General features: G+C 71.0%; 15 protein-coding genes and 1 pseudogene. 9 read left to right on the top strand and 7 right to left on the bottom strand.

The window, feature by feature from the left end; translation table 11 throughout:
• Window positions 1–26: 26 nt before the first annotated feature.
• From D1369_RS39490 to D1369_RS39480, 3 genes are all read left to right on the top strand, one after another.
• Window positions 27–5,228 (top strand): family 43 glycosylhydrolase, encoded by a 5,202-nt coding sequence (locus D1369_RS39490; RefSeq protein ID WP_118083013.1) that lies wholly within the window; start codon window positions 27–29, stop codon window positions 5,226–5,228.
• Window positions 5,229–5,438: 210 nt separating this feature from the next.
• Window positions 5,439–7,082, top strand: a complete 1,644-nt coding sequence (locus tag D1369_RS39485; RefSeq protein ID WP_118083011.1) for a glycosyl hydrolase family 28-related protein — start codon at window positions 5,439–5,441, stop codon at window positions 7,080–7,082.
• A complete protein-coding gene (locus D1369_RS39480) occupies window positions 7,079–8,341 on the top strand; it encodes an alginate lyase family protein (RefSeq protein WP_007379637.1) in 1,263 nt (420 codons plus the stop codon). Before D1369_RS39485 ends, D1369_RS39480 begins: the two co-directional genes overlap by 4 nt.
• Before the next feature lie 34 nt (window positions 8,342–8,375).
• On the opposite strand, the gene D1369_RS39475 is transcribed toward D1369_RS39480, so the two are convergent.
• Window positions 8,376–9,188 (bottom strand): SAM-dependent methyltransferase, encoded by an 813-nt coding sequence (locus D1369_RS39475; protein WP_118083009.1) that lies wholly within the window; start codon window positions 9,186–9,188, stop codon window positions 8,376–8,378.
• A gap of 70 nt (window positions 9,189–9,258) precedes the next feature.
• Between D1369_RS39475 and D1369_RS39470 the strand changes: the two genes are divergently transcribed.
• Window positions 9,259–10,659: a SpoIIE family protein phosphatase gene (locus tag D1369_RS39470; RefSeq protein WP_037898723.1), complete on the top strand. Its 1,401-nt coding sequence runs from the start codon at window positions 9,259–9,261 to the stop codon at window positions 10,657–10,659.
• A gap of 1 nt (window position 10,660) precedes the next feature.
• On the opposite strand, the gene D1369_RS39465 is transcribed toward D1369_RS39470, so the two are convergent.
• Window positions 10,661–11,059 (bottom strand): ATP-binding protein, encoded by a 399-nt coding sequence (locus tag D1369_RS39465; RefSeq protein ID WP_037898726.1) that lies wholly within the window; start codon window positions 11,057–11,059, stop codon window positions 10,661–10,663.
• 304 nt (window positions 11,060–11,363) lie between these two features.
• On the opposite strand from D1369_RS39465, the gene D1369_RS39460 reads away from it, so the two are divergent.
• The 3 genes from D1369_RS39460 to D1369_RS39450 all read left to right on the top strand — a co-directional run bounded on the left by D1369_RS39460 (window position 11,364) and on the right by D1369_RS39450 (window position 13,369).
• The gene (locus D1369_RS39460) at window positions 11,364–12,239 is read left to right on the top strand and encodes a helix-turn-helix transcriptional regulator (RefSeq protein WP_007379641.1); all 876 of its coding nucleotides are present in this window, start codon (window positions 11,364–11,366) and stop codon (window positions 12,237–12,239) included.
• Complete coding sequence (locus D1369_RS39455) at window positions 12,236–12,487, top strand: DUF397 domain-containing protein (RefSeq protein ID WP_007379642.1); 252 nt, start codon at window positions 12,236–12,238, stop codon at window positions 12,485–12,487. Before D1369_RS39460 ends, D1369_RS39455 begins: the two co-directional genes overlap by 4 nt.
• A 75-nt stretch (window positions 12,488–12,562) precedes the next feature.
• Window positions 12,563–13,369 carry an SAM-dependent methyltransferase gene (locus D1369_RS39450; RefSeq protein ID WP_007379643.1) on the top strand — a complete coding sequence of 269 codons (807 nt, stop codon included), beginning with the start codon at window positions 12,563–12,565 and terminating at the stop codon, window positions 13,367–13,369.
• Window positions 13,370–13,446: 77 nt separating this feature from the next.
• On the opposite strand, the pseudogene D1369_RS39445 reads toward D1369_RS39450, so the two are convergent.
• Window positions 13,447–13,569, bottom strand: a pseudogene (locus D1369_RS39445) (dehydrogenase); the annotation flags it as partial.
• Between the two features lie 134 nt (window positions 13,570–13,703).
• On the opposite strand from D1369_RS39445, the gene D1369_RS39440 reads away from it, so the two are divergent.
• Both D1369_RS39440 and D1369_RS39435 read left to right on the top strand, forming a co-directional pair.
• Complete coding sequence (locus tag D1369_RS39440) at window positions 13,704–14,444, top strand: SDR family oxidoreductase (protein ID WP_037898729.1); 741 nt, start codon at window positions 13,704–13,706, stop codon at window positions 14,442–14,444.
• A gap of 218 nt (window positions 14,445–14,662) precedes the next feature.
• Window positions 14,663–15,457, top strand: coding sequence for a serine protease (locus D1369_RS39435; protein WP_007379645.1), 795 nt, complete (start codon window positions 14,663–14,665; stop codon window positions 15,455–15,457).
• Between the two features lie 11 nt (window positions 15,458–15,468).
• Here D1369_RS39435 and D1369_RS39430 read toward each other — a convergent pair whose 3' ends face one another.
• The 4 genes from D1369_RS39430 to D1369_RS39415 all read right to left on the bottom strand — a co-directional run bounded on the left by D1369_RS39430 (window position 15,469) and on the right by D1369_RS39415 (window position 18,835).
• The gene (locus D1369_RS39430) at window positions 15,469–16,380 is read right to left on the bottom strand and encodes a prolyl oligopeptidase family serine peptidase (protein WP_037898731.1); all 912 of its coding nucleotides are present in this window, start codon (window positions 16,378–16,380) and stop codon (window positions 15,469–15,471) included.
• A gap of 17 nt (window positions 16,381–16,397) precedes the next feature.
• On the bottom strand, window positions 16,398–16,973 hold the full coding sequence (locus D1369_RS39425) for a hypothetical protein (protein WP_007379647.1): 576 nt from the start codon (window positions 16,971–16,973) through the stop codon (window positions 16,398–16,400).
• A gap of 75 nt (window positions 16,974–17,048) precedes the next feature.
• Window positions 17,049–18,533, bottom strand: coding sequence for a helix-turn-helix domain-containing protein (locus tag D1369_RS39420; RefSeq protein ID WP_007379648.1), 1,485 nt, complete (start codon window positions 18,531–18,533; stop codon window positions 17,049–17,051).
• The gene (locus D1369_RS39415) at window positions 18,530–18,835 is read right to left on the bottom strand and encodes a helix-turn-helix transcriptional regulator (protein WP_082319347.1); all 306 of its coding nucleotides are present in this window, start codon (window positions 18,833–18,835) and stop codon (window positions 18,530–18,532) included. The genes D1369_RS39420 and D1369_RS39415 overlap by 4 nt, the downstream gene beginning before the upstream one ends.
• Window positions 18,836–18,903 lie beyond the last annotated feature (68 nt).

The following is an 18,903-nucleotide window of genomic DNA, read 5'->3' as shown; positions in this document are numbered from 1 at the left end:
GCCACGCCTCAGCAGAGGAACCCCACATGACGTACTTCGCACGTCCGCGCACCCGCGCAAGACGCCGGGCGGCCCGCCTCGCCGGTCTGACCGCCGCGTCACTGCTCCTGGGCCTCGCCGCGCCCGCGCTCTCCGCCCGGGCGGCGGACACGGTGGACGTCACCGATGGACTGGCCCTCTGGTACAAGCTGGACGGCGCCTCGGGCCGTACCGTCACCGACGCCTCCGGCAACGGCCGCGACGGCACGGTGAACGGAACCGCCGACTGGTCCGACCCCACGCAGGGGCTCGCCTTCAACGGCACGGACACCTCCGTCAAGGTGCCGGACGACGTCATGAAGGGCATGGACTCGATCACCGTCTCCACGGACGTGCTGATCGACTCCGCCCAGAGCACTCCGTACTTCCTCTACGGCTTCGGCAACTCCAGCGGCGCCAACGGCAACGGATACCTGTTCGCCACCGGCAACTCCCTGCGCACCTCGATCGCGACCGGCAACTGGTCGACAGAGCAGACCACGAAGCCCTCCGACGGCCACAACCTGGCCCGCGCGGTGTGGAAGCAGCTCACCTACACCCAGACCGGCACCACCGGTGTCCTGTACGAGGACGGCGTCGAGGTCGGCCGCAACACGGCGGTCACCATCACGCCCGGCGCCATCGGCTCCGGAACCACCACCGCCAACTACATCGGCAAGTCGGTCTACTCCGGCGACAAGCTGTTCAAGGGCCGCATCCGCGACTTCCGCGTCTACAACCGGGCCCTCGCCGCCTCCGAGGTCGAGCAACTCTCCCTCCCCGTCGCCACCGAGGGCGTCGCCGACGACAAGGCCGCCCTGAGCCTCGGCGACACCAGCGCGGTCACGGCCGACCTGGACCTCCCGAAGACCGGCACGGCCGGCGGCTCCACCCTCACCTGGGCCAGCGACCACCCGGACGTGGTGAGCGGCTCCGGCAAGGTGACCCGCCCCGCCGCCGGTGAACCGGAGGGCCACGCCACGCTCACGGCCACCCTGAAAAAGGGTCCCGTGACCGACACCAAGAGCTTCGACGTCACGGTCCTGCCCGACTTCGACGACCAGACCGCCACCCGGCAGGCCGCCGAGGCGCTCAGCGTCCACAACCTCGACGACGTGCGCGGCAACCTCACCCTCCCGGCCGCGGGCGACTACGGCACCACCGTCTCCTGGGCCTCCGCCGACGAGGACGTCATCGGGGCCGACGGCGTGGTCCACCGCCCCGCGCACGGCGACGGCGCCACGACCGTCGAGCTGACCGCCACCGTCTCCAAGGGGGACGCGAAGGCCACCCGCCTCTTCACCGCCAAGGTCCCCGAACTCCCCGCGAAACAAGCCCTCAAGGGCTACATGTTCAGCTACTTCACGGGTGAGGGCACCTCGGACGGCGAGCAGCTCTACGCCGCGCTCAGCAAGGGCGACGACCCCATGAAGTGGCGGGAGCTGAACGACGGCAAGCCGGTCCTGACCTCCACGCTCGGCGAGAAGGGCCTGCGCGACCCGTTCATCATCCGCTCCCCCGAGGGCGACAAGTTCTACCAGATCGCCACCGACCTCAGGATCTACGGCAACGGCGACTGGGACGCCTCCCAGCGCACCGGCAGCAAGTCCGTCATGGTCTGGGAGTCCACCGACCTGGTCCACTGGACGAACCAGCGGCTCGTCAAGGTCTCGCCCGACAGCGCGGGCAACACCTGGGCGCCGGAGGCGTTCTACGACGCCAAGCTCGGCGAGTACGTCGTCTTCTGGGCGTCGAAGCTGTACGACAACGCGGCGCACTCCGGCGACACGTACAACCGCATGATGTATGCGACCACCCGCGACTTCTACACCTTCAGCGAGCCCAAGGTCTGGATCGACCGCGGCTACTCGGTCATCGACTCCACGATGATCCAGAACAACGGCACCTACTACCGCCTGTCGAAGGACGAGCGGAACAACACCTCCTCGACGCCCAACAGCAAGTTCATCTTCGAGGAGAAGAGCGACTCGATCCTGAACCCGAACTGGACGGCGGTCGCGGAGGGCATCGGCAAGGGCGCGATGAACGCCGCCGAGGGCCCCCTGGTCTTCAAGTCGAACACCGAGGAGAAGTGGTACGCGTTCCTCGACGAGTTCGGGGGCCGCGGATACATCCCCTTCGAGACCACCGACCTCGATTCCGGCAACTGGACCCCGGTCGCCGACTACGACCTGCCGGCCAGGCCGCGCCACGGCACCGTCCTGCCGGTCACCCAGGCCGAGTACGACCGGCTGCTGCGCTCCTACCAGCCGGACCAGCTCGTCGCGAGCGTCGAGAGCATCTCCGTGAAGACGCGGACCGGCCAGGCTCCGGTCCTGCCGGCCACCGTGATCGCCACCTACGCCGACGGCGTCAAGCGCCCCGTCGCGGTCACCTGGGAGGACGTCCCGGCGTCGAAGTACGCCCAGGCGGGCACCTTCACGGTCACCGGCAGTCTGCCCGACGGCGCGGCGATCCCGCTCCAGGCCGAGGTCACCGTCTCGCAGGAGGGCCCCGACGTCCCGGCCGACCTGCTCCTGCACTACGGCTTCGACGAGACGGGCGGCAACATCGCGGTCGACTCCAGCGGCCACGGCTACCACGGCACCTATGCCGGTACGCCCGCCTTCGGCACCGGTGTGCAGGGCGGCTCCTTCAAGATGTCGGGCGACGCGACGGGGTCGCCGTACGTCAGGATCCCGAACGGTGTGCTGAAGAACGCCGACAGCGTGACCGTGTCGACGTACGCCAAGTGGAAGGGCGGCAGCAGCTTCCAGTGGCTGTTCGGGCTCGGTCCGGACAGCAACAAGTACCTGTTCGCCACACCCTCCAACGGCGGCAACAGCCTCTACTCGGCCATCACGAAGGCGAGTTGGTCGGCGGAGTCGAAGCTGACGGCGGGCTCGCAGCTCACACCGGGCGAGTGGCGGCACGTCACCGTCACCCTCGACGGGGCGACCGGCACGATGGTCCTCTACGTCGACGGCGTCGAGGCGGCCCGTACGACGACCTCCATCAAGCCGTCCGAGCTGTATGACGCTAACAAGGACTACAGCGGCTACATCGGCAGGTCCCTGTACGCGGGCGACCCCGCCTTCGGCGGCGAGGTCGACGACTTCCGCGTCTACGACCGGGCTCTGTCCGCCGCGGAGGCCATGGAGCTCAGCGGCAACACCGCGGGCATCGCCAAGGCCACGCACCCGGCGCTGAAGGTCGACGCCATCGTCGACAACGCGGACAGCAAGGTCACCCTGCCGATGAAGGAGGGCACCGATCTCACCGCGCTGGCACCGGAGTTCACCCTGGCCCACGGTGCGGCGATCAGCCCCGCCTCCGGCAGCGTGCACGACTTCAGCAAGCCGGTGACGTACGAGGTGACCGGCTCCGACGGCAAGAAGCGCACCTGGACGGTCTCGGCGCTGATCATGAGGAGCCCGGTTCTGCCGGGGCTCAACGCCGACCCGAACATCGTGCGCTTCGGCGACACCTTCTACATCTATCCGACGACCGACGGCTTCGAGGGCTGGAGCGGCACGCAGTTCAAGGCGTACTCCTCCACCGACCTGGTCCACTGGAAGGACCACGGCGTCATTCTCGACCTCGGTCCGGACATCTCGTGGGCGGACAGCCGGGCCTGGGCGCCGACGATCGCCGAGAAGGACGGGAAGTACTACTTCTACTTCTGCGCCGACGCCAACATCGGTGTCGCCGTCTCCGACTCGCCGGCCGGTCCGTTCAAGGACGCGCTGGGCCAACCCCTGCTGAAGGCGGGCCAGTTCAGCGGCCAGATGATCGACCCGGCCGTGTTCACCGACGACGACGGGCAGTCGTACCTCTACTGGGGCAACGGGCACGCCTACGTGGCCCCGCTGAACGCCGACATGACGTCCCTCGACCTCACGAAGATGAAGGACATCACGCCCAGCGGCTACAACGAGGGCTCGTTCGTCATCAAGCGGGGCGGCACCTACTACCTCATGTGGTCGGAGAACGACACGCGCGACGAGAACTACCGCGTCGCCTACGCCACCGGCCCCTCCCCCACCGGCCCCTGGACCAAGCGGGGCGTGATCCTGGAGAAGGACCTCTCGCTCGGCATCAGGGGTCCCGGTCACCACTCGGTCGTCCACGTGCCGAACACCGACGACTGGTACATCGCCTACCACCGGTTCGCCATGCCCGGCGGTGACGGCATGCATCGTGAAACGACCATCGACAAGCTGGAGTTCGACGCCGACGGCCTGATCAAGAAGGTCGTGCCCACCCTGACCGGCGTCGACCCGGTGAGCATCGTGCACGCCGGCGAGGACGTCGGCGGGAAGGAGGGCGACGCGATCGCGCTGCACGGCGCCCTCTCCGGTGCGGGCAGCCCGAAGTGGACCGTCGAGGCGGGAGCACCCTGCTCCTTCGCCGACCCCGGTTCGGCCGCGACGACGCTCACCTGCACCGACGACGGCACCTACACGGTCACCCTCACGGGCGGCCGCAGCAGGGACACGGCGACGGTGAAGGTGGCCAACGCGGCGCCGGTCCTGGTCTCGGCCACGGGTCCGCAGTCCCCGGTCTCGCTCGGCAAGCGCGTGGTCGTCACGGCCGTGTTCACCGACCCGGGCACGAGCGACACCCACACCTGCACGGTCGACTGGAAGGACGGAAGCGCGCCGCAGTCCGGCACGGTCACCGCGTCCGGCTGCCGCGCCGAACACACCTACGCCAAGGCCGGAATCCGGCGTCCGGTGATCACCGTCACCGACGACGACGGCGCCTCGGACAGCAGGACGCTTCCCGAGCTGATCGTCTACGACCGCTCCGCCGGTCCTGTGCTCGGCGCCGGTGTCCTCGCCTCCCCGGCCGGCGCCTACCCCGCCAAGCCGGACCTGACGGGCAAGGCCGCCTTCTCCTTCGCCGCGGCCTACCTGCCGGGGGCCGTCACCCCTGTCGGCGAGGCGTCCTTCGACTTCGGCCGGGCCGGACTGAAGTTCCGTTCGAGCGGCTCCGACTGGTTCGTGGTCACCGGCTCCCAGGCCGTCTACCAGGGATCCGGCACGGTCGACGGGAAGAGCGGCTACGGCTTCCGCGTCACCGCCACCGACGGCCCGGACACCTTCCGCCTCAGGATCTGGAAGAAGTCCGGCGGTGAGGTCGTCTACGACAACCTGACCGGCTCTAAGGTCACCGGCATCATCGCCGTCGGCAGCAGCCGCCGATAGTTCCACCCACGCCGAGCCCCGTCGACAACCACCCTGTCGACGGGGCTCGGCGTGTGTCCTGGTTCAGGGACATGACCCAGCAATCCCTGCGCAACCTCTTTCGCACCGCACGGCGACATGGCATCCTCACCGCTCAACGTACTTATGAACGACGTTCATATCCATGAAAGTCCATGGAAAGGGCGATCCGCCATGAGCCACCGAACTGTCATGGGCATGACCAGACGATCGCTGCTGGGAAGCGCCGTCACCGTCGCCCTGGGTGCCGGGGCCGCGTCGGCGGCCGAAGCAGCACCACTGTGGCGGGAGTTCAGCCGCGCACCCTTCACCCATCCGCAGATCCCGTACGTCGGTCGCGCCGGCTGCCACGGCGGCGCGACCGACTTTCCGCGCCGCCGAGTCGTCGCCGACGTACGCGACTTCGGCGCCGTGGCGGACGGTACGACCGACTCCGCTCCCGCGATCAACCGTGCCCTCGCCGCCGCCGGACGGGCCGGCGGTGGCACGGTCACCATCCCGCCGGGCACGTTCCGCGTCGACGACGTCATCCGCGTGGGCCACTCGAACGTGGTCCTCAAGGGCGCCGGCAGCGGCCGTACGACGGTGTACGCGACCAAGAACCTCACCGAGCTCATCGGGACGTACGGCTCCCGTTACGGCGGGGACAAGTCGTCCTGGTCATGGGCGGGCGGGCTGATCTGGCTCGCGCCGCGGGCCCGTTGGGAGTCGCTCGTCGCAGCGATCAGAGCCAGGGCGTGGCCCTTCGAGGGCTGGACGGGCAACCGGCGCGACGAATGGCGGACGCTCACCGCGGTCGCCCCCGCGCGGCAGGGTTCCTGGACGGTGACGGTCGCCGACGCAGGCGCGCTGCGCCCGGGCGCCCTGGTCCTCCTCCGGCTCGCGGACGACGCCGACCACACCCTCCTGGAGCACATGTGCGGGGGCGGGCCCGGCCCCGAGGCCTACTTCTGGGACGACAAGACGAAGCTGACGTCGTACGTGCCCTACGAGTGGCCCGTCCGCATCGCCCGCGTCCACGGCCGCAAGGTCACCCTCGAACGGCCGCTCCCGCTCGACCTGCGCCCGGAGTGGTCCCCGCAACTGACCACGCACGTATCGGAGTTGAGCGGCTCGGGCGTCGAGGGCCTGACCCTGGAGGCGCCCGAGACCCCCCAGCAGCCGCACCTGCTGGACAAGGGCCACAACGGCGTCGTGCTCCAGTGCGCGTACGACTGCTGGGTGGACGACGTGACGGTGCGTCATGTCGACAACGGCTTCGGTCTGGTGGCCGCCTCCGCGTGCACCCTGCGCCGTACGCGGGTGGCGGGGCGCGGCTCCCATCATCCCTACTTCTGCCGCGAGGGCTCGCACGACAACCTCATCGAGGACTTCACGATCGAGGAGCGCACCCGCCCCGCGCCCGCGAACACCCAGCTGCACGGCATCAACGTCGAGGGGTTGTCGTCGTACAACGTCTGGTCGCGCGGTGACATGCGGATGGGGACCTTCGACAGCCATCGCGGTCTGCCCTTCGCCAATGTCCGCACCGACATCACCGTGAACAACAACGGCCGCCACGGCGGTGACGCGAGCGCGGGCCCCCTGTTCGGCGCCCGGTTCACCCACTGGAACATCCGTGTCACCAACGGCCGCGCCGGGCTGGTCAAGATCGACGGCCTGGCGCCGTACTCCGCGACCGTCGGCATCGACGAGGTCCGGGAGTTCGACCAGATCGACGTCCCCGACTTCACCGGCGATCTGCACACCCGCCTTGAGCTGTACGGCAGTTCGGGCGCGGTGCGGCCACGGAACCTGTTCGAGGCCCAGCGGCGGCTGAACGGAGTGAACCGATGAGCGCCCGCTCCCGCCTGTGCGTCGCTCTTCTGACCGCCCTGGCCGCGTTCACCACGGGGTTCGCCGCACCGGTGGCAGCGCGGACCACCGTCCCGCACACCGCGGTGCTCGACGGCCCCCGCCTGCAGCAGACGAAGGTCCGCCTCGACCGGGGGGACCCGCAACTCCGGCGAGCGGTACGGGTGTTGACCGCCCGCGCGGACAAGTGGCTGGACCAGGGCCCCTGGACCGTCGTCGACAAGCCGAGACCCGCTCCCGGTGGTGACGTCCACGACTACCTCAGCCAGGCCCCTTACTGGTGGCCCTCCCGGACCCCCACCGCCGACAACCCCTGGGGCTGCCCGTACGTCCAGCGAGACGGCGAGCGCAATCCCGAGGTCGACTCCGGCACCGACCGCCAGGACGTCGAGAAGACCTTCGACTCCGCCTACGATCTCTCCCTGGCCTGGTACTACACCGGCGACGACCGGTACGCGCGCAAGGCCGGGCAGGTACTGCGCACCTGGTTCCTCGACCCTGCCACGAGGATGAACCCGAACCTGGACCACGCGCAGTTCATCCCCTGCAAGTACGACGGCCGGGCCATCGGCATCATCGACTTCTCCCAGTCGTACACCAGCGTCGTCGACGCGCTCGCCCTCCTGGACACCGGCGCACCCGGCTGGAGCGGGAAGGACCGCACCGGCATGGCGCGGTGGAACGCCGACTTCCTCGGCTGGCTCAAGGACAGCGACTTCGGCAGGCAGGAGGGCGCCGCGGCCAACAACCACGGCACCTTCTACGACCTGCTGCTCGCCGGTCTCGCGTACGCGACCGGCGACAGGGCACTGGCCCGCCGTACGGTCCTGGACGCCCGGAGCAAGCGCATCGCGCCGCAGATCGCGGCCGACGGAAGCCAGCCCCAGGAACTGACCCGCACCCGGAGCTGGCACTACTCGACCTTCGACCTGGTCGCCTACACCAGGCTCGCGGCCATCGGCCGGCACGTGGGCATCGACCTGTGGGCCTACCGAGGGCCGGACGGGCAGAGCCTGTTCAGGGCGGTGGACTACCTGTTGCCCGCCGCCACCGGGGCCGCCGCCTGGCCCCATCCGGAGCTGGAGTTCCTGCGGTACGCGGCGACCGACGTCGTGCACGCGGCCGCGGACGCCGGGGACGCAAGGGCGCGCAGGGCCGTTCCGGCACTGGAGGCGCCGCCCGGCGGCGACCTGTGGGCCCTGCGCCCGGCGGCGGAACAGCTGGACTCCATCGCGGGGTAGGTCCGGTACAGCGGGCGGCGTCGCTCCCCCGCTGTCACCCGCTCTTGCGGCCGACTCCCGCGTACACCCAGTACTCAGACGGCTTCTCCGGGATGTCCTCGCCCTCGTCCGGGCGCCACAGCGGGACATGGACCAGGCCGGGCTCCGTCAGCTCGAACCCGGCGAAGAGGCCCTGGATCTCGTCGTGGGAGCGGGCGGTGACGGGTGAGGTGGCCCGGGAGCGGTACAGCTGGGTGACCGCGGCGGCCGTGTCCGGACGGTCCTCGTTCGTGGCGTGGGACAGCGCCAGCCAGCTGCCCTGGGGCAGGGCGTCCCGGAAGGCGGCGACGATGCCGGCCGGGTTCTCCTCGGGGGCGACGAAGTGCAGGATCGCGACCATCAGCACGGCGACCGGCTCGTCGAAGTCGATCAGCTCACGCACCTGCGGCGAGGCGAGGACGTCGGCCGGCCGCCGGATGTCCGCGTCGACGATGTCGGCGAGCGGGTTGTCGGCCAGCAGGGTGGTGCTGTGGGCGACGGCCACCGGGTCCTTGTCCACGTAGACCACCCGGGCCTGCGGGTTCGCCGCCTGGGCCACCTCGTGGACGTTGCCCTGCGTCGGGATTCCCGAGCCGAGGTCGATGAACTGGCGGACGCCGGACCCGACCAGGAACCGTACGGCCCGTCCGAGGAAAGCGCGGTTGGCCCGGGCCAGCGCCCGCACCTGGGGGTCGATGCCGGTGACGGCCGCCACCGCCTCCCGGTCGATGGCGAAGTTGTGCTCCCCGCCCAGCAACGCGTCGTACATCCGGGCTACGCTCGCCTTGTCCGGATCGGCCCCTGGCGGCAGAGCATCCGTGTCGTTCACCAGAACGTCCTTTCCCAACAAGGTACTTGACGCCTCATCATATAGTTGCCGTCGACGCCTGGCGATCAAGTTGTCCCTGCCGGGCGCCCGGACCCCCACCTGGAAAGGCCCCACGACCCTGCGGAACGAACCGCACAGCCGCTCCGACGACATCCCCACCGCCGTGCCCCCGCCCCGGCGGTCCTTCTTCTCCCCCGCGGCCGACGTCATCGGCTCGGAGCTCGACCTGGGGCTGACCGGCAGTCATGTCGTGCACGCGCTGACGCCCGGCTTCTGCGACGCGGCCTCCCTCTATCTGCTGGAGCGGTGGCGCCGCGAGGAGACCACGTACGCCGGCGCGGATCCCGCCCAGATCGAGGCACGCCGGCTGGCCCTGCGGGTGGGCACGGACGCGCCCGAGTCCTGGGAGGGCGTCCTGCCGGTCGGCGAAGTGATCGTCTTTCCCCGCGAGACGCCGTACGCCCGCGCGCTGGTGAACGGACACGCGCAGTTGCTCGACTCCGTCGACGACCACACGGCCGAGCGGCTCGCCGCCTCCGCCGGCCGGGACGCGCGGGTCGACGAACTCCTCAAGTCGCGGTCCTTCCTGGTGGTGCCGCTACGGCTGCGCGGCGGGGCGATCGGGTTCGTGGCCTGCTCACGCGGACCGGACCGCGGGCCGTTCCTGACCGCGGAGACCGCCGCCGTGGAGTCGCTGGCCGCGCGGGCCGCCGTCGCCCTGGACAACGCGCGCCGCTACGAGCACGAGCGCCGTACCGCCCTGGCCATCCGGGGCAGTCTGCTGCCCGGCACGATCCAGGAGGTCGAGGGCTGCCGCATCGCCCACGGGTCCCTGCCCGCCGGTCAGGGCTCGATCATCGGCGGTGACTGGTTCGATGTGCTCAGAAGGCCCGGCGACCGGGTCAGTCTCATCGTCGGGGACGCCATGGGGCACGGCCCGGAGTCCGCCGTGGCGATGATCCAGCTGCGCACCGCCGTACGCACCCTGGCCGGCCTCGACATCCCCGCCGCCGACCTCATACGACGGCTCGACGCACTCGCCAGCGACACCCCGGGCGCCTCCTTCGCGACCTGCATCTACGCCGAGTGGGACCCCCGGCAGCGCACTTGCACGCTCGTGGGCGCCGGTCACCCGCCCCCGCTGCTGCGCGGCCCGGACGGCCGGACCGCTCCGGTCACGCTGGTCGGCGCGGGACTGCCGCTCGGCCTCGCCGCGGGCACCTACGAGCCGACCGTGCTGACCATCGACGACCCGTCACTGCTCGTGCTCTACAGCGACGGTCTGGTCGAGTCCCGGGACACCGACATAGACCACCAGATCGCCCGCCTCGCCCGGGCGCTCGACGCGGCGGCCGTCGATCACGACCCGCTTCCCTCGCTGTGCCGACGGCTGCTGCACGCCCCCTCCGATCCGGCCGGAGCGGACGACCGGACCCTGCTGCTGGCCGAACTCATGCCCTCCAAGGGCTAGTTCAGGCCCGCAGATTCGCCCACACGGCGTTGCCGCCGGTGAGTCTCGACCGGTCCACCCCCCAGGTGTCCGCGAGTTCCTCCACCAGGAACAGGCCACGCCCGCCCTCGTCGTCGAGGCCCGCACGGCACCGGCGGAGCCTGGGGCCCGAGCGGTCGTGGTCATGCACCTCCAGCCGGAGGATCCCGTCGCCGACCAGTCCGATGCCGCACAGGATGCGTGCGCTGAAGGTGTGGCACACGGCATTGGTGGCCAGTTCGGACAGGAGCAGCACCGCGTCCGAGCACAGCTCGCCCGGCAGGCTCCAGGCCTTGAGCCGGGTGCCTACGGAGCGACGGGCGACCCCGATGCTGGAGCGGTGCGCGGGAAGTTCGATCCAGTGGGTTCGTTCCTGGTCCACGGCGTCTAAGAGCTGAGGGGACGAGGTCGTGTGGGGGGACACGGTGTTGGCCTTCCGTGGGGGCGGCGGCGCGGCCGGGCGAGACGCATCGGGGGCAGGGAAATGCCAAGCCACCCATGGGTGTGGGCGGTTGGCGGCACCGGGCGCGCGTTCGGCGGCACGGTTCGCACAAGTCACTATGCTCGCACCCAAGTTCAACCTGCAACCAGCTCCCTGATAATTTCAGAAAGCCGATATCCGCCTGGTGGCGTCAGCAAGTCGCTGTCAGACTCGTGCCGGTGACACCCCTTCAGGAGGTCAGGACGTGAGCGAAGGCCGTACGGGCACCGGTGGTACCAGTGCTCCCACCGTGCTGCGCATGATCCTGGGCCGGCGCCTTCAGGAGCGGCGGCAGGGCGCGGGGGCCTCGCTGGAGGATGCGGCCAAGGCCCTGCGGGTGACGTCCCTGACCATACGCCGCCTGGAGAAGGCCGAGGTCTCCCTCAAGCCGCTCTACGTGGAGAAGCTGCTGGAGACCTACGGGGCCGACCAGCAGGAGATCGACGAGTTCGTCGCCCTCGCCGAGCGGGCCAACGAGCCCGGCTGGTGGCACACCTACCGGGACGTCCTGCCCAACTGGTTCAGCGCCTACGTCAGCCTGGAGGCTGGGGCCAGGACCCTGCGCACCTACGAGCCCCACTACGTCACGGGGCTGCTGCAGACCCACGCGTACGCGCGCGGAGTGCTGCGCGGGGGCTTCCCCAACGAGGCCGACGAGGACCTCGGGCGGCGAGTGGACCTGCGACTGCGCCGCCAGAGCCTGCTGGCCGGACCCGACGCGCCCACGCTGTGGGTGGTGATGGAAGAGGCCGTACTGCACCGGGTGGTGGGCGGCCCCGAGGTCATGCGGGAGCAGATCGAACGGCTTCTGGAGGTCTCGGAGCTGGAGCACGTCAGCGTCGACGTGGTGCCGTTCACCGCCGGCGCCCACGTGGGGGCGTGCGCCCCGTTCACCTACTTCCGCTTCGAGGAACCGGAGCTGCCGGACATCGTCTACACCGAGGTCCTCTCCGGCGCGATGTACCTCGATCAGCGCTCGGACGTGTCGGCGCATCTGGAGGCGCACAACCGCATGTCCCTGCTGACCTCGGGCGCGGACAGCAAGGCACTCCTGAACCGCATGCGCAAGGAGTACTCATGACCAGCACCGACTGTCACGTCTACAACGGGATGCCCGCCACCGACCTCGGCGAGCAGGGCTGGGAGTCCCCGTGGAGCGGTCCCAACGGCGGCCAGTGCGTGCAGACCAAACTCCTGGCCGACGGCCGGGTGGCGCTGCGGCAGTCGACCGATCCGGCCGGACCCGCCCTGATCTACACCCCGCAGGAGATCGCCGCGTTCGTCGCGGGCGTCAAGCGGGGCCTCGCCGACCATCTCACGGCCGGCTGACCCACGACCCGAGCCGGACCTGCCCCGGCAGCGACCTGCCCGACACCCCCACGCACACCACTTGAAAGGGACAGGATGACCCACTCCCACGCCGCGCGGGAGATCGACACCAGCCGGCCCCACTCCGCCCGGATGTACGACTACTACCTCGGCGGCAAGGACCACTTCGACGTCGACAAGCAGGCGGCCGAGGCCGTCGCGTCGGTCTACCCCGGGATCTTCACGTGCGCCCGGGAGAACCGCGCGTTCATGCACCGCGCCACCCGGGTGCTCGCGAAGGAGCACGGCATCCGCCAGTGGCTGGACGTCGGCACCGGCATTCCCACCGAGCCGAACCTCCACCAGGTCGCGCAGTCGGTGGTGCCCGACGCCCGGGTGGTCTACGCCGACAACGACCCCCTGGTCCTCAAGTACGCCGAGCGCCTGATGCGCAACACGCCCCAGGGCCGCACCGCGTACATCGAGGCCGACGTCAACGATCCGGGCGCGCTGCTGAACGCGCCCGAGCTGGCCGAGGCGCTGGACACCGACCGGCCGGTGGCGCTGTCCCTCAACGCCCTCATGCACTTCGTCACCGACGCGCAGGACCCGTACGGCATCGTGAGCCGGCTGCTGGCCGAGCTTCCCTCGGGCAGCGCGCTGGCCCTGAGCCACTGCACACCCGACTTCGATCCGGACACGTGGCAGAAGGTCACGGACATCTACACCAACGCCGGTACCCCGGTGCAGTTCCGCTCACGGACCGACGTGGCCCGCTTCTTCGAGGGCCTGGACCTGCTCGACCCGGGCGTCTCGGTCGGTCATCGCTGGCGCCCGGACAAGGAGCCGACCGCCTCGGACGCCGAGGTCAGCCTGTGGACCGGGGTGGGCATCAAGCCGTGACCCGGTGCCCGGCCGTGCGGACGCCTGCCCGCACCCGCACGGCCGGGCACCGGGGCGGCTCAGGCGGCGCGCGGCCGTCAGCGCACCAGCAGGTCGATCACGCCCGTCAGGTCTTCCTCCCCGCCGCCCCCGGCCAGCCGGCGGCGCATCAACTCGAAGTAGGGACGGATGAGTTCCGGGCTGACGCCCTGCTCTTGCGAGCGCCTCAAGGACGCGCTCCGGCCGCTGGCCGCCTGGGGCCGCGGTCGCTCGACCGCCGCGCAGGTCCGGGGGCCCAGCTGCTGACCGTTGTCCGTGGACCTGCCTCGGGCGCGCCGTGACAAGATCCACTGTCATGAGCATCGAAGCAGGAGACCGGCCCGTCGCCCTGGTCACCGGGTCCACGTCGGGGATCGGCGAGGCCGTCGTACGGCGGCTCGCGGCGGACGGGACGCGGGTCGTCGTGCACTCGCGACGTAGCGCGGAGGCCGGACGGGCGCTGGCGGCGGAGCTCGGCGGGGCCTACGTACAGGCGGACCTCGGCGTCGAGGACGAGGCCCGGGGGCTGGTCGAGAGCGCGCTGGACCGGTTCGGGCGACTGGACGTGCTGGTGAACAACGCGGGCATCAGCCGGCCCATCCCGCACGCGGACCTTGCGGCGGCGACTCCGGCGGACTGGCGGGAGCTGCTGGAGGTCAACCTCATCGCGCCCTGGGTGCTGTGCACCGCGGCTCTTCCGGCGCTACGGCGGTCCCCCGGGGGCGGCAGCATCGTCAACATCACCAGCCACGCCGGGGTACGGCCCAAGGGTTCCTCGGTGCCGTACGCGGCGAGCAAGGCCGCGCTCAACCACGTGACCCGGTTGCTCGCGGCCGCGCTCGGGCCCGACGTGCGGGTGAACGCGGTGGCGCCGGGTCTCGTGGACACGCCGATGACGAAGGACTGGGCACAGGCGCACGAGCTGTGGCGGGACCGCGCACCGATGCACCGCCCGGCCCGACCCGCCGACGTGGCCGACCTGGTGGCGTCGGTGATCGGCAGCGGCTATCTGACCGGTGAGGTCATCGTGCTGGACGGCGGCCTGAACCTGACCTGAGGGGAGGGAGGAGGTGGAGGGGGCTACGGCCTGCGGTCGGTTCCGCCGTCGGAGGTGGCTCGGGCCAGACCTGTCCGGTAGGCGATAACGACGAGTTGGACCCGGTCGCGACCAGGGCCCCCATCAGACGGGCACGGCCCGCAACACGGCGTTCCGCGAAACCGATGGGCCCCCGACGCTCGTCCTCCCCACCGACCACACTTCAGGGGGAAACCGCAATGTCGATTCACGCTGCCAGAAACACCCGTCCCGGAACGCGCACGGCCGCCGTCGTCACCACCGCCGTGCTCGCCGCTGCCGCGCTCTGGGCCACCGCCGCTCCCGCCTCCGCGATCAAGGGCGGCAGCCCGGCCACCACGAAGGCACGGCCGTACGCGATGTTGATCGAGTTCGAGGGCAGGCAGTTCTGCGGTGGCACCCTCGTCGCGCCCAGGAAGGTGCTCACGGCCGCCCACTGCGTGGAGAGCGCCGGCGATGTGTCCACGCTGACGGTCATCGGCGGCCGCACCCGGGTGGACGGCACCGACGGCACGGAGCGGGCGGTCACGTCGGCCCGGCTGGACTCGCGTTACGGCGGCCCCGGTTACGCCCACGACGCCGCGGTCCTCACCCTGGACCGGCCGATGCCGTACCGGACGATCCCGGTGGCCGGCCCCCAGGACGGCAAGCTGATGGCCGACGGCCGCAAGGCCACCGTGCTCGGCTGGGGACGCACCGGGCCCGGTGTCAGCGGAACCCGCCTCAAGCAGACCAAGCTCGTCCTCTCCCCCGTCGCCGACTGCCGCCCGTACACCGACCCCGAGACCGACCCCGCCGCGATGCTGTGCGGGATGCCCCGCCCCGGCACCACCGACAGCATCTGCCCCGGAGATTCCGGCGGGCCGCTGATCAGCGGTGGCAAGGTCGTGGGAATCGTGTCGTCCGGCAACAAGTACTGCGACGAGCAGTACCCGGTGTCCGTCTTCGTCCGCGCGGACTCGGTCGCCTCGGATCTGGGCATCCCCACCGTCTGAGACCCCAGGGGTCACAGGAGCTCCGGGCGTCTCCACTCCTCGCCCAGGACGTGGTGGTCGAGGAAGCCCAGGACCGTCTCGTAGAGGAGGCGCAGGTGGTTCGGGGCTTCGACGCCGTGGGACTCGTCCGGGAAGTACAGGAACCCGGTGGGCACGTTCTGGCGTCGGAGGTCGTGGTGGAGCTCCCGGGACTGGCTCTCGGGAACCCGGGAGTCCTGGCCGCCGTGCACGATCAGCATCGGTGTCGTCAGTCTCGCCGCGTCGAGGTGGGGCGAGTCGGCCTCGTAGCGCTCCCGCCGGCTCCGCGGGTCACCGAAGATCTTCCGGAAGTACGCGTGCATGTCGGTGGCGCCCTGGAAGGACTCCAGGTTCCACAGTCCGGCGTGGGAGACCAGCGCCCGGAAGCGGTCGGTGCGCGTGGCCGTCCGGTTGGCGGCGTTGACGCCGGCGCGGCGACGCCGTCGGAGGAGGTCGGCGTGGGTCCGGAGGTCTTTCGCGCCGGGCAGCAGAGCGGCCGTACAGGCGAGTGCGTCCGCGCGGGCGGCGGCGGTGAACGCCGTTGTCCCGCCCGGGTGGTGGGCGATCCGCTCGGCCGCATCGCCGTCGGTGAGCGACCACAGGGACGGTCCCGGCTCTTCGTCGCACTCGCCGCTCTCGCGGTCGGCGAGGAACAGCAGGGTGCCATCGGCGGCGAACGCGGGGGCGGAGTCGCCCTGTCGGGAGCCGGGCACCCTGCGAGGGGCGCGGTCGCCCGCCGGATCCACCTCCCACAGCTCCGACATGTACCGGGTTCCCTCGTCGTCGAGGGCCTGCACGGACAGGATCAGGCGGGTGCCGTCGGGCGCGAGGGCCAGGCCGGTGGGGCGCGGCTGTGCGACGAGACGGTCGTGGAAGGGGCGCGGGCCGTTGACCATGGTGGTCATTCTGTCCGGGTGATGTCTCAGGCCGCGAACCCGATTGCGGTCACGAACTCGTACTCGCCCCACTGGCTGCCGAGATCGACCACGACGTCGTTGACCCATGCCTCGTCGAGCGCGGCGTCGTCGCCCGCGGCCCACGCCCGTACGACGCGGTCCCAGTGACGGACGTTCAGCGTCCGGTACTCGACGGCCCGTTGGCGGGTGCGGGGCACCTGGCTCTGGTTGAGCGGGTGGAACTCGACCCGGGTGCCGCGGCCTTCACGGGTCAGGCGCAGGAGCAGATACCGCGCGACGTTCTGCCGGCGCACGGTGCGGTACGCGCTCTCGATCTTCTCCAGGTTGCGCTTCGAGGGGCTGCGGCGCTCTTCCAGCCACGCCTTCAGCGTGCGATCGGTGACCGTGAGGCCGGCCTCGCGGGCGGTGGCCCGGGCGTGTTCGGTACGGGTGAGGTAGTGCAGCCGGGCCAGCAGGCCACGCCGGGTGGTGATCGGGGTGGCGATGAAGGTGGCGAGCGCGTCGAGCTGCCGGGCCACGGCCTCGTGTCCCCTGATGCCCCGAGCCCCGTACTTCCCGAACTCGATGTTCCTCTCCGGCACCCTGTCTCCTTACGCCCGCCGCCGATCGAGACGCTCTCCGACCTGCACCACAGAACGTCCAGAGGCTACCGTCCCTCACCCTGATCCGTTCGACGGCTCGGTGCCGACGGCGTAGACGTCCTTCACCTTCACCTCGGTGACACCGCGCCCCTCGGCGAACACCGCACGCCAGTCACCGGCCACGTGCAGCTCGTCGGTTCCCATCGCGCGGACGACCGTCAGACCCTCGTCGTAGGCCCGGTGCGCCTTCCACCACAGGTTCACGAAGGCCTGGGAGCGGATGAGATGCATCCAGTCGGCGCGGTACAGCTCCCGGTTGTAGTTCGACTCCCCCATCGTGGAGACGAACTTGCTGTACATGGCCTTCACGTACTCGAGCGTCACCTCGTCGTCCTCGGCGATCGCCCGGTCGCGGGCGTCCTTGAGGGCGATGCGGAACTTCTCCAGGAGGTTCTCGGTGGCACCGGAGGTCCAGGACTCGTGGATCTCCGGAGGGTCGCACAGCCCGTACTTCGGGCCCGACAGGCGCAGCAGCAGACGCAGGGACGGCTCGGTCACCCACACCGGGCCCGGCTCGTCCCGGCTGCCCAGCGGGTTCGGCAGGTAGGCGTCGTGGTCCCAGCCGGGCGGCGTGATCAGGTGGACGCCGGCGCGACGGCGGTCGTGGTCGCCGCCGGTGGAGTGCTCCAACTGGCCGAGCGGCAGGTGGGTCTTGAGGGCGGACAGGTAGGCGCCGTTGACGTCGAGCGCGGTCACCTCGTGCTCGCCGGGCGGGAGTTCGGGCCGGGTCCACTTGGGGCGGGCCTCCCAGATCTGGTCGGCACCGCGCGCGGTCTGCTTGCGCAGGATGTCCGGCAGCCAGGGGTGGGCGACGACATCGTACCGGCCGCCCTTGCGGCTGTGGTCGAGGAGCGCCATCGCGTCCGGGATCGCCCGCTTGACCAGCGCGGCGGTCGCCGCCTCCACGTCACCGGAGTGCTGGTCGAGCGCGGCCGCCACGGCGGAGGCGATCAGGTCCGGGGGGTCGGCGGGCTGCACCCGGCGTCCGACGGGCACGACCTTCACTCCGCGGGCGGTGGCGGCGGCGGGACCGCTCGGCGCTCCCTCGGGCGCGGAGGGCACCGGTCGCGCGGGGTCGCCCCCTGCGCAGTCCGCGGCGTCCAGGTGCTGGGGAAAGCCTTCGACCTGGTGACGGGCCGGCCGACCGCACAGGACGCAGGGCCGCGGCTCGGACAGCACGTCGACGTCGTCGAGGCCCGCCTCCACCTCGCCGTCCGCCACGTCGTCCACGGGGTCCACCTGGTCCGCGGACCCCGCGGCCGTCAGCTTCGTCCGTGCCCCCTCCAGGAAGTACGCGTACTTCTCCCGCACTTCCCCGCTCGGCTCCCGTCCCGACTCCCAGCCGCCCACCGTCGAGGCGCTGACGTCCAGGACCTTCGCGAGCTGGGTGCGCGAGACGTTCAGTTCCTCGCGCAGGGCGCGCCGTTCCTCGGCCGGTGGCAGCGGGACCTCCTGCTTCGCCTCGGCGAGCAGCGCGTCGATCGCGTCGAAGTCGGTCATCGCACTCCCCCGTCCGGAGCGGCCGCGGGGCGTACGACACGGCCGGGGACGCGGCGCCGCTGGGCGGGCAGTGTCTCGGTGGCCCGGGTCGGACCGGCCAGGAGGTCCAGCGGGTCGATGCCGTAGTGCGCGGCCACCGCGTCGCAGTCGGCCAGGCTCCAGGCGGCGGTGCCGGACTGACGACGGCTCACCTGTGCCTGGCTCACCCCCAGCGCGCAGGCCAGTTCCGTCTGCGACTCACCGGTCGCGTACAGGAGGGCGGCCACCGCCGACCGCACCCGCTCGTCGAGCGTCATCCGCATGGCGTGGAACCTACCACTCCGGACGCACCGCGTATGCGCGACACGCATAGAGGGCAGCGGGCGTACGC

It is taken from the genome of Streptomyces sp. CC0208 (assembly GCF_003443735.1).
Classification (GTDB): Bacteria; Actinomycetota; Actinomycetes; order Streptomycetales; family Streptomycetaceae; genus Streptomyces; species Streptomyces sviceus.
This window is presented reverse-complemented; position numbering and strand designations above follow the sequence as displayed.

Coding starts and splice junctions, on each gene's coding strand:
- D1369_RS39490 (WP_118083013.1), top strand. CDS start 27: ATGACGTACTTCGCACGTCCGCGCACCCGCGCAAGACGCCGGGCGGCC.
- D1369_RS39485 (WP_118083011.1), top strand. CDS start 5,439: ATGGGCATGACCAGACGATCGCTGCTGGGAAGCGCCGTCACCGTCGCC.
- D1369_RS39480 (WP_007379637.1), top strand. CDS start 7,079: ATGAGCGCCCGCTCCCGCCTGTGCGTCGCTCTTCTGACCGCCCTGGCC.
- D1369_RS39455 (WP_007379642.1), top strand. CDS start 12,236: ATGACCAGCACCGACTGTCACGTCTACAACGGGATGCCCGCCACCGAC.
- D1369_RS39450 (WP_007379643.1), top strand. CDS start 12,563: ATGACCCACTCCCACGCCGCGCGGGAGATCGACACCAGCCGGCCCCAC.
- D1369_RS39440 (WP_037898729.1), top strand. CDS start 13,704: ATGAGCATCGAAGCAGGAGACCGGCCCGTCGCCCTGGTCACCGGGTCC.
- D1369_RS39435 (WP_007379645.1), top strand. CDS start 14,663: ATGTCGATTCACGCTGCCAGAAACACCCGTCCCGGAACGCGCACGGCC.
- D1369_RS39430 (WP_037898731.1), bottom strand. CDS start 16,380: ATGACCACCATGGTCAACGGCCCGCGCCCCTTCCACGACCGTCTCGTC.
- D1369_RS39420 (WP_007379648.1), bottom strand. CDS start 18,533: ATGACCGACTTCGACGCGATCGACGCGCTGCTCGCCGAGGCGAAGCAG.
- D1369_RS39415 (WP_082319347.1), bottom strand. CDS start 18,835: ATGCGGATGACGCTCGACGAGCGGGTGCGGTCGGCGGTGGCCGCCCTC.